The organism is Sulfolobus sp. A20 (genome assembly GCF_001719125.1).
In the GTDB taxonomy this organism is placed as follows: domain Archaea; phylum Thermoproteota; class Thermoprotei_A; order Sulfolobales; family Sulfolobaceae; genus Saccharolobus.
The window spans coordinates 2544256-2564010 of sequence record NZ_CP017006.1; the positions used below are offsets into that span (position 1 = coordinate 2544256).

Sequence of the window (19755 nt, forward strand, 5' to 3'; positions counted from 1 at the left end):
AAAAAAAGTGTATACTTATCTTTATGGTAAGATTAATAAGCCATCAAGAGCTAAATGGGTTAGTAAAGGAGATACTTGATAAGAGGGGAGTTAATGGAAGTGAGATCATTTCAAATCATTTCGTTGAAGCAGAGTTAAGAGGTCATTCATCTCACGGCGTTCAGAGAGTAATTCCCTTAGTTAAAGGTGTTGAGTTAGGAACAATAAGGAAGGAGTTAAAGTATGAGATAGTAAAGGAAAACAATAACTCAATACTCATAGATGGGTTGCATAGCATAGGAATAACGTTATGGGATAGGTTGGTAGAGGAATACGTAGAAAAAAAAGAACTTTATAGCGGTCAGAAACTCATCCCACATAGGTTTTCTAGGATATTATACGGAAAAAGTAGCAAGAAAAGGGAAAGTGGGGATAATGATAGGCAATGCTGAACCTGCCGTAGTAAAACCTATGAGTTCACAAAAAGTGTTATCAACAACTCCAATTAGCATTTCTATTCCTACAAGGGATAATCCTATAATCTTAGACATGTCTCTAGCCTCAATTGCTAGAGGAAAGATAATAGAAGCTCTAAGGAAAGGAGAGGAGATACCGTATGGAGTTGCTGTAGACAAGGAAGGCAAAATCACTACTAGCCCTAAAGAGGCTTTGGAAGGAGGAATTTTACCAATGGGAGGACAGAAAGGATTTTACTTAATGCTTACATTAGAACTATTAGTATCGTTTTTAACAGGCTCTGCCATAGGTCCTAATGTCAAGGGAGTACTAAATACTGAAACACCACCAAACAAGGGTGAAATAATGATCATAATAGATCCTATAGATGCTAATTATGACGCAATAGATTACATGAAGAACATCTTAAGGTCTGATTTCCCAGGTGAACATGGGATGAAATTAAGAGAAAAAGCTATGAGAGAAGGTATAGAGATTGATGAAAAGTTATACGAAACGTTAGTTGATATGAGGTATAAAGTACCTTATTTCACATAAATATCACGTGAGTCTTGTATTCAACCAAATAAGACGCATACGTCCTCACTAAATTAATAGCCTTTTCGCTATATCGATAGGAGACCCTTCTGACATGCTATTAAGGGTAAGCTAACAAGGGAATTTGCTTATTAGAGGATTGTCTTGAGAAACTGTAGTTTAATTTTTAAACGATACAAATCTTCATAATATTACTGTTGTAAAGAATCTAATTGAAACCCTTCAATGAAAACATTGAACCTTTCATGAGTACCTCTTCATTCAAGTTTTTTTATAAACTTGGAGGCTAAAAAGAAGTTTCCTATTATTTGACAATATGGATAATATTACTATTATGAAGTTACAAATTCTGGTCGTGTCCCATTTCAAACGCGTATGACTGTTTTATGCCTTTGTTTTGCATCATCAAGGAACTTCCTATCTTAACCCTAATAACGTGATGGCAATAAATAAGGTATATCCCTATAAACCTCCTTCTTACCCCTTATAAGGAGTTAATAAATTTTAGCTTCATGACGGCATTATATCTTGCTTAAACAATCTTGTATACATAAAAAATTTATTAATAAGCTTAAGAATCAAGAGATATATGCCAAAGGGTTTAATTCATTCAAAAGGAGACGACGTCTGTGTTGCGGTAGAAGATATATCAGCGGGAGAAGAAGTTATTTGCGCCTATTTAGATAACCCATCTGAGTACGTAACGTTAAAAAGTGTTCAAAACGTCCCATTGGGGCATAAAATAGCATTAAGGGATATAAAGAAGGGTGAAAAAGTTCTTAAATATGGCAGACCTATAGGAGAGGCAATTCAAGACATAAGGAAGGGAGAGCATGTACATATCCATAACATAAAAAGTTTGAGGTGGAGGTTTGATAAGAAATGATAACCATTAAAGGTTATTTAAGGGAAGACGGCTCTGTAGGGATAAGAAACCACGTTTTAATATTGCCTCTAGATGACCTCTCTAATACGGCATCAATAGGAGTGGCAAAGTTAATAAGGGGTACAATAGCAGTTCCCCATCCTTATGGAAGATTACAATTTGGTAAAGACTTAGACCTACTATTTCACGTACTCTCTGGAACGGGGGCTAATCCCAACGTTGCCTCAGTAATTATTATAGGGATTGAGGAGAACTGGGCTAATAAGGTAGCAGATGAAATTGCTAAGACTGGAAAACCTGTTGAAGTTTTCCCAATAGAGGGTTATGGAGATTTAAGGACGATTGAGAGGGCATCTAGGAAGGCTAAGGAATTCGTACAAGAGGCTAGTGAAAAACAGAGGACTGAAGTAGACATATCATCTATAGTGATGAGCACTAAGTGCGGAGAGAGTGATACCACTTCTGGCCTAGCATCTAATCCTGCTGTTGGAGTTGTAATAGATAGGATGGTTGATCTAGGAGCAACTGCGATGTTTGGGGAAACTTCAGAACTCACTGGAGGAGAGGATATAGTTGCTAGTAAAATTAAGGATGAAGTACTAAGGGAGAAGTTCTGGAGAATATACAAGGAATACGTTAATGTGATAGAAAGTCAAGGAGTTGACTTATTAGGCTCTCAACCTACTCAGGGTAACATTAAGGGAGGGTTATCGACGATAGAGGAGAAGGCGTTAGGTAACATACAAAAGCTGGGACATAGACCGATAAATTGTGTCCTAGATTACTTAGATAAATTGGATAAGAAAAAAGAGGGAGGAAGGTTATGCTTCGTTAATACTTCTTCAGCAGCAGCTGAAGCTGTTACCTTATTTGCTGCTAAGGGTTCAGTCATACACTTGTTTACCACTGGTCAAGGAAATATTGTTGGTCATCCCATTATACCAGTCATAAAGATAACGGCTAATCCTAAGACAGTTAAATCGATGAGTGAACACATTGACGTAGACATTTCAGACTTACTCTCCTTAAAGATATCGTTAGAAGAGGCTGGAGAGAGGATATTTAACTACATGCTTAGGGTGATTAACGGTAGGCTAACATCAGCTGAAGTCCTGCAGCATGACGAGTTCTCCCCGATAAAGCTTTACATAAGCGCGTGAAGGGAATGAATATAGACGTTTTTCAAGTCTCAATACCTTACATCACTGATCCAATTTCTGACTTTTACAATTCTTGGGATGTACAATTATACGTTAAGGTAAGTGATGGGGAAAACTATGGTTGGGGAGAAACGTTAGTAGCTGGAAGTGGCATAATTAGCGCTTACTCCTCTGTAATAAGTGACTTAATAAAACCATTTATCGAAGAGTATTATAATAACATTAAGTCTCTTCAAGAGATTGAAAGTGTATTGGAGAAGGTTATGTTTACTGCAGGAAATTGTGGAGTAGTTACTGGGGCTATAAGCTCAGTCGAAATGGCTTTATGGGCATTAAGAGCAAAACAATTGAAGATAAAGTTAACAGACTTACTAGGTGGTAAAGTTAGAGATAGTGTAAAGGTTTATGCAAGCTTTCCCAGGTTTTCTAAAGTAAGTGAATTAGTGAAGGCTGTTGACACTACCTTCAATAGAGGCTTTGAGATAATTAAATTACATCAATCTACATCAACTGTTTTAGACTCCTTGAGAAGTATAAGGGATAAGTATAAGGAGTTAAAGTTAGCAATAGATCTAAATGCCCCATTTGATTTAACTAAGGCTGTTGAATTCGTTAACAAAGTGGCTAGGTATGAGGTGGAATGGGTTGAGGAGCCTTTATATCCACCAAACGATTATGATACTCTGAGTAAATTAGTTAAGGTTTCGCCTATTCCTATATCTGCGGGAGAAAATGAATACACTTTACATGGCTTTAAGAAACTCCTAGAGGCTGGAATATCGTACTTACAGCCGGATGTAGCTAAAATTGGAGGGATAAGTAAGTTCTTGCAAGTCTTAAACTTAGCCTCAGCGTATAACGTAAAAGTCTTACCTCACGATAGACCAGATAGCTCACCTATATCACTAATTTATACTCTGAACTTAGCGTTAACTAACCTTAACGTAGATTTGGTTGAATACACAATTTCTGATTTTCCATCTGACTTATTTCCTAATTTACCCGTTTTTAAGAGAGGCTACGTGATACCCTCAGAGGATATTGAGATTAATGAAGAGGTCTTGAGGAAAAAGTACAAATATATTAATAGGTTAAGAGTACTGCACTTCAGCGATTTAGAGGAGAAGATGAAGAAGTAAGTTGTTTATTTTCCCATTTCCATTTCACCCCTCCCATGCTAAAAGTTTAACGTTCTTTTTATCACGTATGTTTATACTTTTCTATGTCTTTATTAGTTCTAATTCTAATCTCTTAATTTCCTTAAATCTCCCTTCTAACTGAGTTGATCTAATCTTCTAATTTAGTAACTTGATAAATTTAAGCTTTGATATATACAAACTTTTTTAAGGGTGTATGAATAATATATAATAGGTGGTCACTGAGGTGATGGGAATTGCTTTCATTGTCAAAGATCAATTCAGCTTCCCGAGTGTTTTTAGCTTCAAGTATTTTGATTTTCTCCATATCATTAGTTGAAGCAATTTATGGTCTAATTTATAACTCGTCTTTATTGATAGTTGATTCGTATCACGGTTTCGTAGATGCATCTATGTCCCTATTATTTTCAATTACACTGAAAGTAGCTTATAAGAGAAACAGAAAGTATTGGGCGCTATATAACCTAGAAAATCTAGGAGTTTTAATATCATCAGCCATAATACTCTTCTTAGTAATCGACTATATAAGAGGAGTTACAGAAATAAGCGTTGAGGTTCCATACTGGCTTTCAATAATTACTTGGATATCAGCCTTGATAACGTTTAGCATATATTACTTTGAGAGACGATATAACTGGATCAGCGTTGTTAAAAGTGATATGATTCATAGTAAACTTGACTTTGCCATGGAGATAATAAGTGGCTTTGCCATCATTTCGGAGAACTTATCGTTTAACTTAATGGTTATACTTTCAATAGTCAGCTTTATAATATTTGATACTTTCAGGGAGTTAAAGGAGGCTATAATGTCTTTAATAGGGGCAAATTATAACGGTCCTCTGAAAGATGAAATCTTTAAAGCGTTAAGAAAGGCGAATATAAACGTACTAAAAATTTACGTTAGAAGATTAGGTTCATTTTATATGGTTTATCTGATAATTGGTTTACCATCTAATGTGACCTTGAGGAGAGCGTATAAGGTTAGAAAAAAGGCTAGTAAAATAGCTTACTCCTTCAATCCAGTGATCTCAGTTGAGGTAAAAATAGTACCTCAGAAAAGTATTCCTCAGCTGGTTCAGATTAGAGATTAGTTTAAATTATGGGATTCTCCCACATTAATTATAGTTTATTTCAGCTTAAGACAAAAATTTTCCATTGCTCTTTGGAAAAATTATATTTTGTCTGAATAACTCCAGTTATATTCGCTTAACTCACTCCTTTATTTCTTATGCGGAAATTTCATGATCGTTAATATATACGATTGAGTTAATTGTTCAATTGTGAAAGTTAAATGTGAAAAGATCAATAACATAAAAGATATTGTAGAAAGATTTAGGGATTATTCTATTGTCGAGGTTTGTAACGAAAAGACGTTGAGACCAATATTAGTCTATGAAGTTACATGAGAGACGTAAATATGGATCGGTGAGGAGAAAACTCTAAGGAAGTCAGTTGAACTTTAAACCCGTATTTGACCTTTTAGATTATTAACATGTGAAATCGAGATATGATGTACTATTTACTTGTTTTTTAGCGATCTTTTCATTTACCAATACTTGAAAACCATTATCCTCGGCCTCTTTCATTAAGCTCTCTAAAATCTGAACGTGTTTGGGTTCAAAGGACGTACTTTTGCCTGTAAGTTTTAAGAAGGGTTTTATCTCATTAATTTTAATATATGAATTGTTATGGACATAATACAATTCAGCTAAGTTCGTAAATATTATCATCTTTAATAGTCCGTCCTTTATATCCTCTTCTTTGGGAAGACTTTCTGTTTTTGAATTTTTTGCCTCTATTATACATGCAGCCCCCTTTTCTAAATTTACATATACCTCATCTATCGTCAGATGATATAGCCCTCCTAAGTAATTTTCAATATCTATAGAAGCTTTCTCACCACTTATCTTCTCTTTAGGTTGAATGGTCAAAACTTCCCTTTGCTGAGCTTTTTTGGATTGTGACCTTGAATACTGCTGAAAATTCGTTGCGCTTTTATAAATTTCATTCGCTTTTGTAAGAGCTGATTTTAAATCATGTAAATCTACGTTCAATTTTTTAGAGATTCTTTCATATGCTTCAATGGCTTTCTTCATGAGATCTCCAATCTTATTCACTTGCGACATATTCCAATGTAAGGCATCTGATTGCCAATTAGATAACTGTTCGAATTGAGATTTTAGATAATCATAATCATACCTTTGATCTGTTATTTTACCGGAAGAAACTTTGGAGGCATCTGAGTAATATCCTAAAATCACATAAACACCTAGTAAGCTCATGAGCGATATCGTATCCCACTGTATAAAATCTCTATCCCCGTCTTTTCCTTCATCTTTCATTACAGGGATAATAGTCACTCTTTTACCTTGATTGAACTGTAAAGTGTTATATACCCTCGCATAAGGATAAGATCTGGTACGCTTTGGTGAAACCCACCAGCTTACCGCAAATCTATCTTTCCCTAACAAGAAAATAAATGATGAGCTTTTCTTTATGCCTTCTTCCAAATTTGAGTATTCATGAAGTTTAGGCATTCTAAAAGAGGGGTTGTATCTAATACCTTTTATTTTTCCATAAAACATCATTTTAGTAGGCAATAAGCTCTCACCTTGACTTCTCCTCCAACTTCTTATCTATTTTCTCCCTCAATTTAGTTCTAAGATTTCTCGCATCTTCTCTCTTCGAAAATATTACATCATTATTATCGAAAAGAGTTGGATGCCCCACCCTCTCTTTTATTATTTCTTCTAGTTCTAAATCAATTTCGTATCCTATTGCATTTCTACCCAATATTTTTGCTACATATAACGTTGTTCCAGTTCCAGCAAACGGGTCAAGGACTGTATCCCCAACGTATGAGTATAGCATTATAATTCTACTTGCAAGTTCTTCAGGGAAGGGAGCAGTATATTTTGAGTACTTGTTGTTAGGTAAAACGTTAGTTATTTCCCAAACGTTTAAGTACCACTTTTCCCTTTGGAACCTATTAACGTCTATCTTGCTCTCCTCTAATTTTGATGCTTTAAATTTGCCCGGCTTCTTGAAGACTACAATGTCCTCGTAAACGTTGTCTGGATAATAATATAAGGGGTAAGGATGCTGTATCAAAACACCACTCCTCCTACTTATCCTTATATACCCTTCAGGCTTCTTCCAAATTATACGCTCTTGGTATTTAAAACCTAGGTTAGTCATTATTTTTATTAGATCAGCCACTATGGGATAGAGCACACCATCTATTCTCACGTCTGATGTGACGAAAACGGCTGCTCTCCCATCATCTAATACCCTATATATTTCCTTTCCCACGTCGTTTAATAGCTGCAAATATTCCTCGTAGCTAGAAAAGAGGTCGGGAAAGTCAAAGGGAGCATTATAGTATGGAGGAGAAGTAAGAACAAGACCTATACTTTTATCACTAACTTCATGCATGTCCCGTGAATCTCCAAATATCACTTTAATCATATAATAATAACTTTAACAAAACGTCTTATAACTCTATCGACAGCGAGGTTTTTAGACTAAAAAGGAAAACCTTTCAAGGTAAAAGTTTTTTAAACATCTTCTCTTTTATCATACTCCCTTCTAATGAACTTCATAAATATGCAATTGCCGCGATACCAGAGGGAAGTGTAAGAACAATCGTTGTTAGATTATTAAACAGAGGAAACTAACTAAGTTAGCAGATATAGCATCAAAGCTGTGGAACGAAGCTAGTCACCAAGGAAGGCAACAATTCTTCCAACAAAAGAGATTTAAGGACATTTGGGATTAAGATTCGAAACCAAGAGGTAATAGGGTAGCGCCAATTAATTTAACATATTGGGAACCGCTGTAATTGATGATGATATAACTCTATTTTATTGTTGTCCTCTAGTTAAGAGTGATTATTTTCAGAAGAGGATTACTGAGCTTGTTGAAGTTATTAGTAGAAAAGGTTCAAGAGTTTACCGATAAAGATAAAGGAGAGGGTTTTCACTAAGCTCTCTGACCTCCTTCTCGCCCTAAAGGGCGAGGCTTGTCCCTCTTTCTATCATAGCTTATTCACTATTAAAAGTCTTTGGCTCAACATTTAGCGTTATGGGGATTAGATGTCTCAACGGTCTGTTTAATCATAACTTCATCTCTCATAATCGGTGCTAAAGTGCTTAAATATCTGTTATAAACACATGCTTATCTAAAGGGAAGTTTACAAAGTGATGAAAGCTAGTCTTTAGGAGAAGGTCAATAGAAGTACTTAACAAACTACACAACATTAAGGTAGCTTACAAAAGTTTCTAAGTGAAAATTATCGACTATACATTATATAGAAAATTTTTTATTTAAATAATAGATAAAATTATTAAAAATGATCTCTTTGTAAAATAATAGCACATCCTTAAAATTTTTAGTTCACATCACTATTTAAGAAATTGTTCCTCTAGCTCAAGTAAATATGCATAATTCGTATGATCTTTAACTTTTGCCTTAGGATCGATTACCTTTTGATTTAATATCTCTCCCATTGACTTATTATTCACTTTTATCTCAATTCTCTTCCTAAAAATGCTTAAACAGTGGAGAAACTCACCAATCCCATCTAAATTTCCATCTGTTAATTTATCCAAGAATATAACGTCTACCCCTCTACTCTTAGCTGAATTAGCTACGCCTTGATCTGCCGTTATTAACGTAACGTGGTCCAATTCACCCTTCAATTTCTTAGTCTCATTTACAAATTCTACATCTCCTACATTATTACTTTCCGTAGCTAAGGGAGGAGCATGTAAGGATCTAAAGGTGTATGAAGCTAATTGAAATATTACTTGTTTTTCTCCCTTCTGAGTACTTTTAGCATAATTATCAATTTCATTGAATATAGTTCTCGTTGGCAATAGCCTTCTGCCATACTCTCTATCATAAATTAAATTACTTATTCTCGTACCTAATTTGATATATACGTTTGTATCAGCAACGAAGAAAGAACCTTGTCTTGCTTTTTTTACTATGTCTTCCTCTTCCTTATATCTTAGCAAACCAGCCCGCGTAGCACACAATAGAACTTCATTCTCTCCCCTTTTGTACGCCTCACTCTCCTTCACGTATTCTCTTAGGTCATTAACTTCGATACCGTCTATAACTATCTTAACTTCACCTAAAAGGGAGTAAATGTTTATTAACGCTCTTATTGAATCATCTGAAAGATCATAAGTATCTTTACCTTTTTTCACATCTATGGGATTAAATGGCACTTGAGTACCTTGCCTTACATCTATTACTTTTACTTGATCAAACGGTATATATCCAAATACCTTATACCCTTGACTTTCATTCTTTATGTAGACATACCTAACTTCATTAGCCTTAGAGTATGCATAAACTGAAATCGCCATATATTTTCTTCCAGGCGTAATATCAGCTATATCAACATCTAAATTTGATACGTAATTTCTCCACTTCTCCACCCCCTCTCCTACGACTTCGCTTTTAACTTTGACCTCTTTGCCAAACAATGAGAGCATTTGACTTATTAATGGGATCTTCTGTTGATTTTTAGAATCCTCTGATAAGATGTAAATCTCATCTGGCAATATCCCGGTAAACACTTCAGTTAGAATAGCATTAGTTGGAGTAACCAACTTATCTGATCCTAAAACAGCAAGTCTCACAATATATATAATTTGTCAGTCTATTTATATATCTATGCTACTTCATCTTGAGGTTTTGCCAGTATATAAAATACCCTTCTCCTTAAAACAGTTCTGAATTATATACTTGACCTTATCTTCTTTAAATCCAATACATGACGTTTCTATAACTTTCTCATACCTGGGATCAAACACTATTTTACACGTTAACTTGTAATTTATCGAGTTCAATATTATCTCCACTATTATACCAATATTTACCTTAGCCTCAAATAATATCCTTAACCTATCAACTTCTATATAGTATTGTCCAGAGTTATTCATCCCTATCTGATCGCATATTAGCAATCTTTTAATGTCCAAATCACTCACCAGCTTCAACTAAAACAGTCAATTGTTCTTCACATTTTATCCCCTTATTCTTAAATAATGGGTTTAACCTATTCTCGACTTCTTTTGCTATACACTCAATATACTTCTCCATTCCTTCTGGGACCTCAATTAACTTATAATAGTATATTTTACCAGACAAAAAAGGTGGAGGAACATAAGCTCCTAACGTTGAGTTACTTCCTATATAATCTACATAGAGAACCCTAGCTTGAGTCCTAATTATTAACACTAAGTTTCTCTCTAAAGCCAATTTACCCTTAACTTGAGATGGGAATACTTCAATACCCTCAATCCTCACCTTTATAAGCATTATCCGAACATCTCCTTTTGGATCCTAGCGTAGTAATACAAGTCTACTATTTGGATCAGACATAACGCCATTATCGAGATTATAAAGATTAGAATATCAAATGGTGGTTTAAAATATAGCCAGTACGCAGAGTATATAATTATGGCTAAGACGGATTTAGATATTCCGTAATATTCAGCGTACTTCAAGCTCATGCTTATCATACCTAATATTAACGCATTAAACACACCTGAAATTAGTGGGACAGCTGTCAATATTGCCTTAACGTCCGGATTAGATATTGGTAAAGGTTTGATCAAGAGTAATGTAAATAATGATAAGGAAAGTATAACGTTTACCGAATATAATACAGATGAGGAAATGAGGACGATCCTATTTAAGGATCTTAAATCCATAAATCTCCCAAAAATATTATATAGAAAAAGTAGGTAATAAATTTTGTCATTTAAATCTTAATAGATATGTTTATACACCATATTAACTGATATAAGCATTATGTTTAAAGAGATATTTCATCTAATTTTAAAAATATATAACAATACTCCTACTATTTTAACTTGACTTCCTCAAGGCTCTCATCACTTTGAAAAAATAGTAGAGCACGTGGCTTTCTAGACGTTATAAGAGCTATCTGTTCAATCGATTGTTGAGTTAATTCTTGAGATCTGGCAAAGGAACAGTAAACTTCGCCTTTCAAGGCAGGGGGTTAATATTTCCAGTGAAGAACGCGGAGGGAAAGATAGTGAGAATCCCCCTCCTCAATACTAGTCTCGAGAAAGGTGGAGTGAGGTAAAAGGGTAAATTTGGATGAAGAACCAGTTTTCGCTGGGCGAGTGAATGTTAAAGATGCTAGCTATGAAGAGAAAAGATTAAACATAAACTTATGAACTGCCCTAAGGGAACCCTCTGCCTTTAGAGGAGGTAAGTTTCTTGTTAATTATCAACATTATAACCCCCAAGAAAAGAATTATTAAAAATCAAAAAATTTAGTTGACTGAAATATATCTGTTTTAAGCAATTTGGAAACTTATTTAGTGTTTTTCATAAATGTATATGCAAACCTCACAAATTAGATTTGAGATAGGTCTAGCTTTTTCATAACACAGTTTCATAATTGTTGAGAACTTTCACCCACTCTCTCATTCATATAAGAAATTATGTAAATAACGTAACGATCAATAAGTGAATCACACTTTACTTTATCATAATACGATATAATCCTATTTAAAAATCTTAAGTCAAAAATTAGGCAAATCTAAAGCGTTTTCTCTCTCGTTATGCTCAGTTATAACATTTATATAACATCGTACGAATCTTTTTAACATGAGAGCTCAATTAGAAAAACCCATTCAACGTTTAAAATACAAGAAGACTAACTTTGCTAGTAGGGACGTGTTTTTTACTAGAGGGTTAGATTAATGGACGTATTTTTCATACCCCCTTTAGATAATGATACTTCCCTCTTCTTAGAAATAAAATTGGATGAGGAAATACCAGAAGGGGAATATGAGATAAGAATACACGATGGTAGGTTAGAGAGGTTAAGGGCTAAGGTGAAAGTCCTTCAACCGACTAAGGTGATAAGGATTAATAAGGCTGATGAAATCATTGAATTCCCATCTATCTTAAGTGAGGAATGGAACTTAACGTTATTCCTTAAGGGGAGGGGTTTAGAGAAATCTCATGAATTTCAGGTTAAAATTAATACTTCCTTTAATTCCTTTTCGTTCAGATCGGAAATTCATAAGCATTATAACATAATTTCTAAAATAGAGAGACAATATGGACAGTTAGACCATAACTCTGCCTTAGCTTTAGCTTTTATATTAGACAACGGATTCTCAGAAGTCTTCCTATATAAAGATAAGAAATATGAGAAGTTAAACCTTCATATTGCGAGGAGTAACTGGGATGATGAATTCATTAGATTAATAAAATACGTAAAGGATAGCCAAACATATCTAGTATTCTTATTGGACGACCTATATGACGATCAAGGTAAGAATGAGTTCAGTGAGGGGATATTTACGCAATCATTATTACCCCCAGATGAGGCTTTGAGAAAGGTAGGAGTCATTAGCTCTTTAACAGGTTACCCAATGTTATATAACTACGTCTCTAACGTAATAAGACAATTTAAGGTTAAGCTGTTAGGCATTATTGGTAAAAGCGATGAAAGAGATTACTTACTGTTCGCTAAGATCTTACCTATCATATACAAGCGTAAGTTCAAGCTACCAAAATTTCTAATCCATAAGAGGAGTATGATTAAAGAAATTAACGTTGATAAGGCAATAGACCTATCCTTAACTCAAGGAGACGTAGTAATAAAACTTCATAACGAGGACCCTGAAAAATATTTAGACAAAGTAAAGGTAAACGCACTGAAGTGCTTCACGCTCACTCTTAACCCTTCACGTAATATTAGCTTTCCAGTAATTAGGAAAGATATTTCATCAGATGACCTATTGACTATAGTAAACTCAATTGACGGAGAGTATACCTTTGATTTTTTGGGTACACATTCCCACTTCTTAAAAGTAAACAAGGGTTTGATAGTATTCTCTCCAAAGTATAGATGTAAACATTTAATTTTCAATTACACTGGAGTTTACAATAGTCAACATAGTAATAAGATCGCAACATATCTAGGAGTAGCTAGCGGGAATAGGACAAGTGAGAACTTAGAGATCCCATCATATCTATTTAGGCAGGAGCATATTTTGGGAATAATCCACTTAATGAAGAATGGCTTCGTTGAGTTGTTCCACGTTTCGAGATCGTATCCTCATAAAAGAGTTTTAATAAGGGCGCTAGAGGAAGTTAAATTGCCGTTTGAGGCGTGGGTAGAGAGTCAAGCCGTTTACACTGATAGATGGTCCCTAATTTGAGGTGACCTTTTTGAATCTGGCCATAGACGACATTGAAGAGATAGAAGAAATATATGAAGTATTAGAGAAATTAACTAATAGTCTCAAAAAGCTAAGTTGGGTTGAGGAATATAAGGCTAGCCTAGGTTTCACACTTAAAAATAATAATATTAACGTTAAGATAAAGAAGAGGGATGCTGAACTCTCCCTACCCTTAGATCTCATAGATAAAGCTGAGAGCATTTTTAGGGAAATTATGGGTTTTGAAGTTAACCTGGTGATTAACGACAATCCTTTACTAATACATAGGGTTGTCGACAATTTCGCCAAGAATTTCAAATATATTGAGATAAACCATAATAGTATAGGCTTAGGAAGTAACGATAGGGCTCATTTCATCCTCGTTAACTGTTTCGACCAGATGGACATTTTACGTGATATCTTGACTACTAAGTTGTGGTTCAGTAAAGCCTTTTTGGACTGCAGTCACATCAGCAACGATCTTTTGAGTTTTATTATTAGGAGTAAAGTTTACTTCAGGGAGTTGAAGGTGAATAGTGATGGTGTACTAATTTACTTTAACTCTTTCGAGGAACAGACATATGATAAAGAGTTTAAGGTAGTCTTTTCCCCTCCCTCTTCATTTAATGGAGAATTCCTTTATGGCTTACTTAAGAGAGAGATCAGAGTACCTAAAGTGGAGTTGGTCGCCATCGATCATCAACTGAGCAAAGAAAATGGGGAGTTAATACCTAATTTAGAAAATCCCCAAGGCTATAAGAAGCTGTGCATATACTTTATAGAAGGTAAGAGATATCTGACTTACAACTGTTAAGCAATCTAAAAATTGCTGAGTGGGGAAATCAACTCTATTAACATAATTAAATAGATGACCAAAAATTTTTCTTCTGTAAAGAAAAAATCTATTTTATACTAAAAGCTGTTTTCCACATTATGTGTTAATTGTGGTCATAGGAATGATAGAATTTTAACCATTAACCTTCTTAATTCTTCTCGACTTCTCCTCAAACAAGAATCAATGAGGAGAACCCTATAAGGGTAAGGTCAAGTAATTTTTATCTCTCTTTTCCTTTAAATTATATAAGACATTTACACTAATTTTCTTAATAATTTAATGGACTGGTTGGTCGGAGGATATAAATGAGGTTAGGGGAAGGAAAAGATTTGAGAGAGCAGTAAAGGTCTTTAGAGATCTTAGCTTGCTTGAAGGGGATTACATAATCTTAGAGTTACCGGTGATTGGTGAAATAGCCTCAACCAAAGCGTTACTAGAAAAAGGTTCTAATGTTAAGCTAATAATAACGGATTTTGAAGTATTAGAAAAGGCTAAGCAATTCTCTGAATAGATCTTAGGTTACGAGGTTAGGACAACTAATGTGATGGAGGCTCATAAGCTTAACTGTTAAAAAATGTTAATGTGCAGAAATTCTCTTCCACTTTTCAACTTAAAGTATGATAAGGATCTTAGCTTCTTTCTAGTTAATCTTAAGTTATGTAAGATCTTTTTCAGAGAAGTTTCGCTGTTCAAGTACGGAGAATATAGGGGAGTAATTATGTTTAAAGGGCGCAGAAGGACAATAAGGTCAAGAGGTTGTTTTAGGAGTACAAGAAAAGTGGTGAAAACTTATTAGGGTGTGAGAGTAATACCTATACAAAAATGTATGGAAAGTGGTTAAACACTAGAAAAGCAATAGGTTTTGATCTTGACAGCTACGAAGATGAGAATATTCAAAAGATAATAGATTTCATAAAGAAAGCAGTGGAAAAAAAGAACTTTTACCTATGCTTCTTCGAAGGCGGTATAGAACATTGGATCAATTCAATAAAGTATTCCCTAGAAGGAGAGATCGGATATACCTTATGGGGAGATCCAGGGGAAAACAAGGGACAAGATGAGATGACAGGTTTTAGTTTTGCCACTCTAGTAAACAAGTATCGTGAGGGTCACATAAAAATAGAAAATGGAGCTGTGAAATTAGCCCCTGATATTCATCCATTGATTGGCGTATTTTACGCCACTAAAAAAGACTCTGGCGAAAAGTCTGGAGTCCTCGGCTTTGGTATAGTAACTGATATTGATTTTGACGTCTACAGAAACTTTAAGGGATGGAAAGAGGATAATGATAAGCTATGGTTAGTTAGGTTTAGGATCAAAGTTCTCTACTTGAATGACTCAATACGAAATAATTTAGGTAACCCCGATAAGTGGAGTGGTGATAATATAGAGGGATTTGCCGGGTTCCGTACAAATCAATGCTTTGATGTGAATAAGAATAATAGTATCGTAAATGTATTAATGCCTTATATTCAAGATAAATTAGATCAAGGAGTTAGGACTACGTTAGAGTTATACCGTTCTCCACAAGATAATAAGACTAAAACGACTCAATTACAAGTACTAGAGTGTAAGGAAAATGGCTTTAAACCAGACTATAACTCGCTCTATCTCAATATAGATAAATACTCTGACATTAGTAATCCATTAGACTTTATCAAAACGGCTATGAGTGTGGGAAACGTATTATTTGTAGGACCCCCTGGCACTGGTAAAACGACTTTAGCTACTTACTTAGTGAGAGAACTGGTCGGGGATAATAAGGAATGTTACACTGTAACCACTGCAAATTCGTTGTGGTTTAGGAGACACGTGATAGGCGGAGAAAGTCTGTATGAGAAGGGAGTGATATGGAGGAGTGGGCTATTCATACGGGCTTACAACAAGGCAAGTAAGATAACCGGAGACGGCTTATACTTTGTTGTCATAGATGAGATTAACAGAGCTGATGTTGATAAGGCTTTTGGGGAATTATTTACAATGTTTTCCAGCTTTAACCCTGACGAGTGGAAGATACCTTCATCACTAATAGATGAGATAAAGAGTTATGGATCATCAATTGATGGTGAGGCTGGTGAATTCTTAGAAAACTACAAAAATAATGGGGATTCACCATTACGGAAGATAAGGATTATAGCTACAATGAACCTTGTTGACGTTAAGAACTTATTCTATTTGGGAGAGGCTATCTTGAGGAGGTTTACAATATTTAATTTTGGATATCCAAATGAAGCTGAGGACGTGGAGAAATTTGCTGAAAACCTTGATCAAAATGAAAAGAAAGATATAACTGACATAGTTAAAAAGTTAAGGAAAGAGTTTAATAATGATGGGGAGCTGAGTACTGAGGGAATAACTTTTAACATTTCTCCAGCTTCCGTAAGAAAGGCGTTACTCTTATACTCCAAATTACCAAAAGATAAACGCAACGTTGACACCTTCATTTGGCTACTGAGATCTTCATTAGGTACGATCGATAGTAGGATTATCGATAAGTTTGATGAGATAATCAGAAGGAGGTAAGGCCAACTTGACGGAGAGGGATAAGGCATTACTGAATAAAATATCAGCATTTTACTTACAATATACCGGCGTAATAAGGCTAAATGAACTTTTAGGAATCCAAAAGGTAGATATAGAAATAGAGAAAGTAAATAAGAACGTCTTGAATTATATTAGGCTTTATGTAGCATATATAGCAGTAAAGGAGGTCTTGGAGTCAGCAAAAGAAGCATTGAAAGACAAATTAACGTATAGGGAGTTAAGCGTAGAATATGCTAATCAAGTCTTAGGACAGTTAGACGTTGATAGGACAATTTTAGTCTTACCTCAGAAGTTATATTCATACTACACTTATAGGGAAGGGATGAATGCGCCAGAATATAGGGTGTTTGGAACAATCTTGAGATCAGTATATGAAATGGCGACAAGGCTTTTAAAAGGGTATGAGATTATTAATACAGACCTCCCAGAATACTTCAACTTCATCGACAACTTTTGGACATCCCTAAACGAGCTAAAAGAAAAATACTTTAAACTATTCCCCGGAGGTTACTTCAGAGGGCCAATCTACACGGACCCACAGTGGTTGATAAGAGCTTATAAAGCGTATGAAGTGTTAAAGAAAAGGATAGAGATAGGCACTAGACCAGCTGAGATTAAAGAGAAAGAAGAGCTAGTATTGAAGTTGAAGTTCCTACTCTGGAGGCTATACGAAATTTACGTATTCTATTTACTAGCATCACTGCTCGAATCAGAAGGTTATAAAATTTCCAAGAGAGGGGAAAAATACGAAGCAACTAAGGATTCGAGGACATTATACTTTTACTTCAACTCAAGCCTTGAAGCGTCAAAACTAAGATCGGTAGATAATATAGTTAATGTGAAAAGGTTTAGGGGAAAACCCGATGTATCATTATCTAATAACTACTTAATACTTTTTGAGTGTAAGTACTCGAGTGAGCCTAGTTATATAACTCTAGGTAGGTTTAAGATAATGGCGTATACTTATGAGTATGACCCTACTACAGCAATTTTAGTATATCCCGGATTAGGAGAGGATAACGAATATTATGACGAGGAAGAGTTGGCAACAAGCGAGTTAGATAAAGTCGTTGAAAAGGAGGGATTTATAGAATTTCAATATAATGGTAAAAAGCTGTACATGATGAAGATTGACCCCATTGATAGTGACTACATCAATAGGGAGAGGTTAAAAAGAGTCTTAGAGAATTTAGTCTAGTACAATTCTTTCACCTAACACTCCCTCATATATACTTTAAACTATCTAACATGATACTCAAAAAAGTAAGGGGATTGGAGGTAATATTTCCAGATGAGAAGACAATGGAAAAAATCCTAAGAAAGGCTAATGTAAAAGAGGAAGAAATTAAGGAATGGGAAATAAAATAGGAATGAATAATAACCTCTATATGTCCTCAAGCTCATACATACAATCACAAAAATATAATTACACTGGAAATGAATATCGTGCCAAAGGTTTAATTCATTCATAAGAGGATAACGAAAAGGTGGGAAGCATCACCTTTTAAAACAAACGTGAACAACAATTTTTATTATATGCAAAATTTTTTTTGATAAAGGCATCTAATCTTGAATTTGAACAACAATTCCGCTCTTGGTATAGTGTTATGATCAAGAAGCTATAAACTCTGGTTAAAGTCCCAATTCAAACTTCTACGTAATTGAGCGTTTCTAAGCTTACTACCTTTGTTACTCTCTTATAAAGAAAGTTCAATTTATATCAAAATAACTAAATCGTTGTCCACACTCGTTTGCCAGAGTAGATTACATTATTTTCATCAGACTACTGAAAATAGAGACGACTTGTGTCATACAACATTGTACACCTAAGTTAAGAGCCAGAAAGAAGTTTGACTTGTACATATGCTCAGTATATACTTTGAGGGGTTTGGGTTTCATCGGATCTCATATATATCAACCCTTGGGCTTCACGGGAGTCGAGCGAATTCTTCGCCCTCCTTCGCCCCATTAGCGGGATAACCCCAACCCACAGTGGGGAATCATCTTGGGCTATGCAAGCCTTTCGGGATACATACCCACATCTTGCATTATGTAAAAAATATTAGTATGGAGTTGTATAAACTTAATTCTCTCACTGAAACTGCTTACCACGGGTTTACTTCTCAGCACGTTATCATCTGTTACTAATACAAGGTTTTTGCGCTTAGCAATTAATAAATAAGATGCGTCATAGATCGTTAAATCCTCCTTTGAGGCTAGGTCAAACACCTCTTCCTCTAGACCCTTTATTATATTAATAGGTATTACCTCCATCACCCTTCTTACTACTCTAATATACCTTTTGGACAAATCCTTACTGATTACCTTTAGCTTTGAGTATTCCTTCCATATAGCATTAATAGCCTCATATAGGGCTAGGTCCAACGTCTCTCCATCAGCTAAGAGTGTAACAGTGCCCCTTTTCATCAGGTTTATAATAGAACTTGCGTCAAATAGGTACTTACTCAAAGGTTATCCCTATCTTCACGTATTAATCTAGCAATCTCCTCGTCAGATATTTCTACTGTGCTTAACTCTTTGAGTTCCCCCTCTAACTCCTCCAATACTCTCCTCCTCACCTCCTCCTCTAGAGGCTTCCTAATTATTGGACCGGGCTTTATGCTATACTTATCCATTAAGTCTTTCAACTCACGGGGTATTTTGGCAGACACTGTTACATATTTTTTATTTTCCATAGTTTATTACTTAGTGTAGACATATATAAGGTTTACCCGCAATGTTATACCTTGAGTTCTTACCATATTAATCTTTACAACTAGCTGAGTATCCCTGTCATGAAGCTATAAATTCTGGTTAAGGTCCCAATTCAAACTTCTACGTAATTGAGCGTTTTACTCTTTTGATTAGCTTCTCCTCCTTCCTCCTACCCCTTCTACCGATATGAAAAAAGGTTCAATAAGTTTTACTTTCATAACTACAATAGTAAAACTAGGAA

Annotated in this window: 20 protein-coding genes; 12 read left to right on the forward strand and 8 right to left on the reverse strand. The window is 35.0% G+C overall.

Annotation, left to right across the window (positions count from 1 at the left end; genetic code table 11):
• Positions 1 to 23: 23 nt before the first annotated feature.
• From BFU36_RS14370 to BFU36_RS14420, 7 genes are all read left to right on the forward strand, one after another.
• Positions 24 to 431 carry an Ldh family oxidoreductase gene (locus BFU36_RS14370; protein WP_250637317.1) on the forward strand — a complete coding sequence of 136 codons (408 nt, stop codon included), beginning with the start codon at positions 24 to 26 and terminating at the stop codon, positions 429 to 431.
• Positions 358 to 993 (forward strand): Ldh family oxidoreductase, encoded by a 636-nt coding sequence (locus BFU36_RS12930; protein ID WP_250637318.1) that lies wholly within the window; start codon positions 358 to 360, stop codon positions 991 to 993. Before BFU36_RS14370 ends, BFU36_RS12930 begins: the two co-directional genes overlap by 74 nt.
• A 589-nt stretch (positions 994 to 1582) precedes the next feature.
• Positions 1583 to 1879, forward strand: coding sequence for a UxaA family hydrolase (locus BFU36_RS12935; RefSeq protein ID WP_069284405.1), 297 nt, complete (start codon positions 1583 to 1585; stop codon positions 1877 to 1879).
• Entirely contained in the window at positions 1876 to 3039 is a 1164-nt protein-coding gene (locus tag BFU36_RS12940; protein ID WP_069284406.1) for a UxaA family hydrolase, read from the forward strand. Before BFU36_RS12935 ends, BFU36_RS12940 begins: the two co-directional genes overlap by 4 nt.
• 5 nt (positions 3040 to 3044) lie before the next feature.
• Entirely contained in the window at positions 3045 to 4178 is a 1134-nt protein-coding gene (locus tag BFU36_RS12945; RefSeq protein ID WP_069284826.1) for a mandelate racemase/muconate lactonizing enzyme family protein, read from the forward strand.
• A 254-nt stretch (positions 4179 to 4432) separates the two neighbouring features.
• On the forward strand, positions 4433 to 5287 hold the full coding sequence (locus tag BFU36_RS12950; RefSeq protein ID WP_069284407.1) for a cation transporter: 855 nt from the start codon (positions 4433 to 4435) through the stop codon (positions 5285 to 5287).
• A gap of 189 nt (positions 5288 to 5476) precedes the next feature.
• Complete coding sequence (locus BFU36_RS14420; protein WP_257784673.1) at positions 5477 to 5602, forward strand: hypothetical protein; 126 nt, start codon at positions 5477 to 5479, stop codon at positions 5600 to 5602.
• 81 nt (positions 5603 to 5683) lie between these two features.
• Here the strand turns inward: BFU36_RS14420 and BFU36_RS12955 are convergent, their stop codons facing one another.
• From BFU36_RS12955 to BFU36_RS13985, 6 genes are all read right to left on the reverse strand, one after another.
• Positions 5684 to 6796, reverse strand: a complete 1113-nt coding sequence (locus tag BFU36_RS12955; protein ID WP_231961163.1) for a hypothetical protein — start codon at positions 6794 to 6796, stop codon at positions 5684 to 5686.
• Between the two features lie 7 nt (positions 6797 to 6803).
• Complete coding sequence (locus tag BFU36_RS12960; RefSeq protein WP_069284409.1) at positions 6804 to 7664, reverse strand: site-specific DNA-methyltransferase; 861 nt, start codon at positions 7662 to 7664, stop codon at positions 6804 to 6806.
• A gap of 935 nt (positions 7665 to 8599) precedes the next feature.
• Entirely contained in the window at positions 8600 to 9847 is a 1248-nt protein-coding gene (locus BFU36_RS12965; protein WP_069284410.1) for a PIN domain-containing protein, read from the reverse strand.
• Between the two features lie 42 nt (positions 9848 to 9889).
• A complete protein-coding gene (locus BFU36_RS12970; protein WP_143576952.1) occupies positions 9890 to 10189 on the reverse strand; it encodes a hypothetical protein in 300 nt (99 codons plus the stop codon).
• A 1-nt stretch (position 10190) separates the two neighbouring features.
• Positions 10191 to 10529, reverse strand: a complete 339-nt coding sequence (locus BFU36_RS12975; RefSeq protein WP_069284412.1) for a hypothetical protein — start codon at positions 10527 to 10529, stop codon at positions 10191 to 10193.
• The gene (locus BFU36_RS13985; protein WP_156770095.1) at positions 10529 to 10924 is read right to left on the reverse strand and encodes a hypothetical protein; all 396 of its coding nucleotides are present in this window, start codon (positions 10922 to 10924) and stop codon (positions 10529 to 10531) included. Before BFU36_RS13985 ends, BFU36_RS12975 begins: the two co-directional genes overlap by 1 nt.
• A 1023-nt stretch (positions 10925 to 11947) precedes the next feature.
• On the opposite strand from BFU36_RS13985, the gene BFU36_RS12990 reads away from it, so the two are divergent.
• The 5 genes from BFU36_RS12990 (at position 11948) to BFU36_RS13005 (ending at position 17997) form a co-directional block, all read left to right on the forward strand.
• A complete protein-coding gene (locus BFU36_RS12990; RefSeq protein WP_069284415.1) occupies positions 11948 to 13420 on the forward strand; it encodes a hypothetical protein in 1473 nt (490 codons plus the stop codon).
• A 10-nt stretch (positions 13421 to 13430) separates the two neighbouring features.
• Positions 13431 to 14234: a hypothetical protein gene (locus BFU36_RS12995; protein WP_143576954.1), complete on the forward strand. Its 804-nt coding sequence runs from the start codon at positions 13431 to 13433 to the stop codon at positions 14232 to 14234.
• A gap of 385 nt (positions 14235 to 14619) precedes the next feature.
• A complete protein-coding gene (locus tag BFU36_RS13990; RefSeq protein ID WP_156770096.1) occupies positions 14620 to 14766 on the forward strand; it encodes a hypothetical protein in 147 nt (48 codons plus the stop codon).
• A 311-nt stretch (positions 14767 to 15077) separates the two neighbouring features.
• A complete protein-coding gene (locus BFU36_RS13000; RefSeq protein WP_069284417.1) occupies positions 15078 to 16778 on the forward strand; it encodes an AAA family ATPase in 1701 nt (566 codons plus the stop codon).
• A gap of 7 nt (positions 16779 to 16785) precedes the next feature.
• Positions 16786 to 17997: a hypothetical protein gene (locus BFU36_RS13005; RefSeq protein ID WP_069284418.1), complete on the forward strand. Its 1212-nt coding sequence runs from the start codon at positions 16786 to 16788 to the stop codon at positions 17995 to 17997.
• 812 nt (positions 17998 to 18809) lie between these two features.
• Here the strand turns inward: BFU36_RS13005 and BFU36_RS13010 are convergent.
• The gene (locus tag BFU36_RS13010; protein WP_231961165.1) at positions 18810 to 19268 is read right to left on the reverse strand and encodes a type II toxin-antitoxin system VapC family toxin; all 459 of its coding nucleotides are present in this window, start codon (positions 19266 to 19268) and stop codon (positions 18810 to 18812) included.
• Positions 19265 to 19495: a hypothetical protein gene (locus tag BFU36_RS13015; protein ID WP_069284420.1), complete on the reverse strand. Its 231-nt coding sequence runs from the start codon at positions 19493 to 19495 to the stop codon at positions 19265 to 19267. Before BFU36_RS13015 ends, BFU36_RS13010 begins: the two co-directional genes overlap by 4 nt.
• Positions 19496 to 19755: the final 260 nt, after the last annotated feature.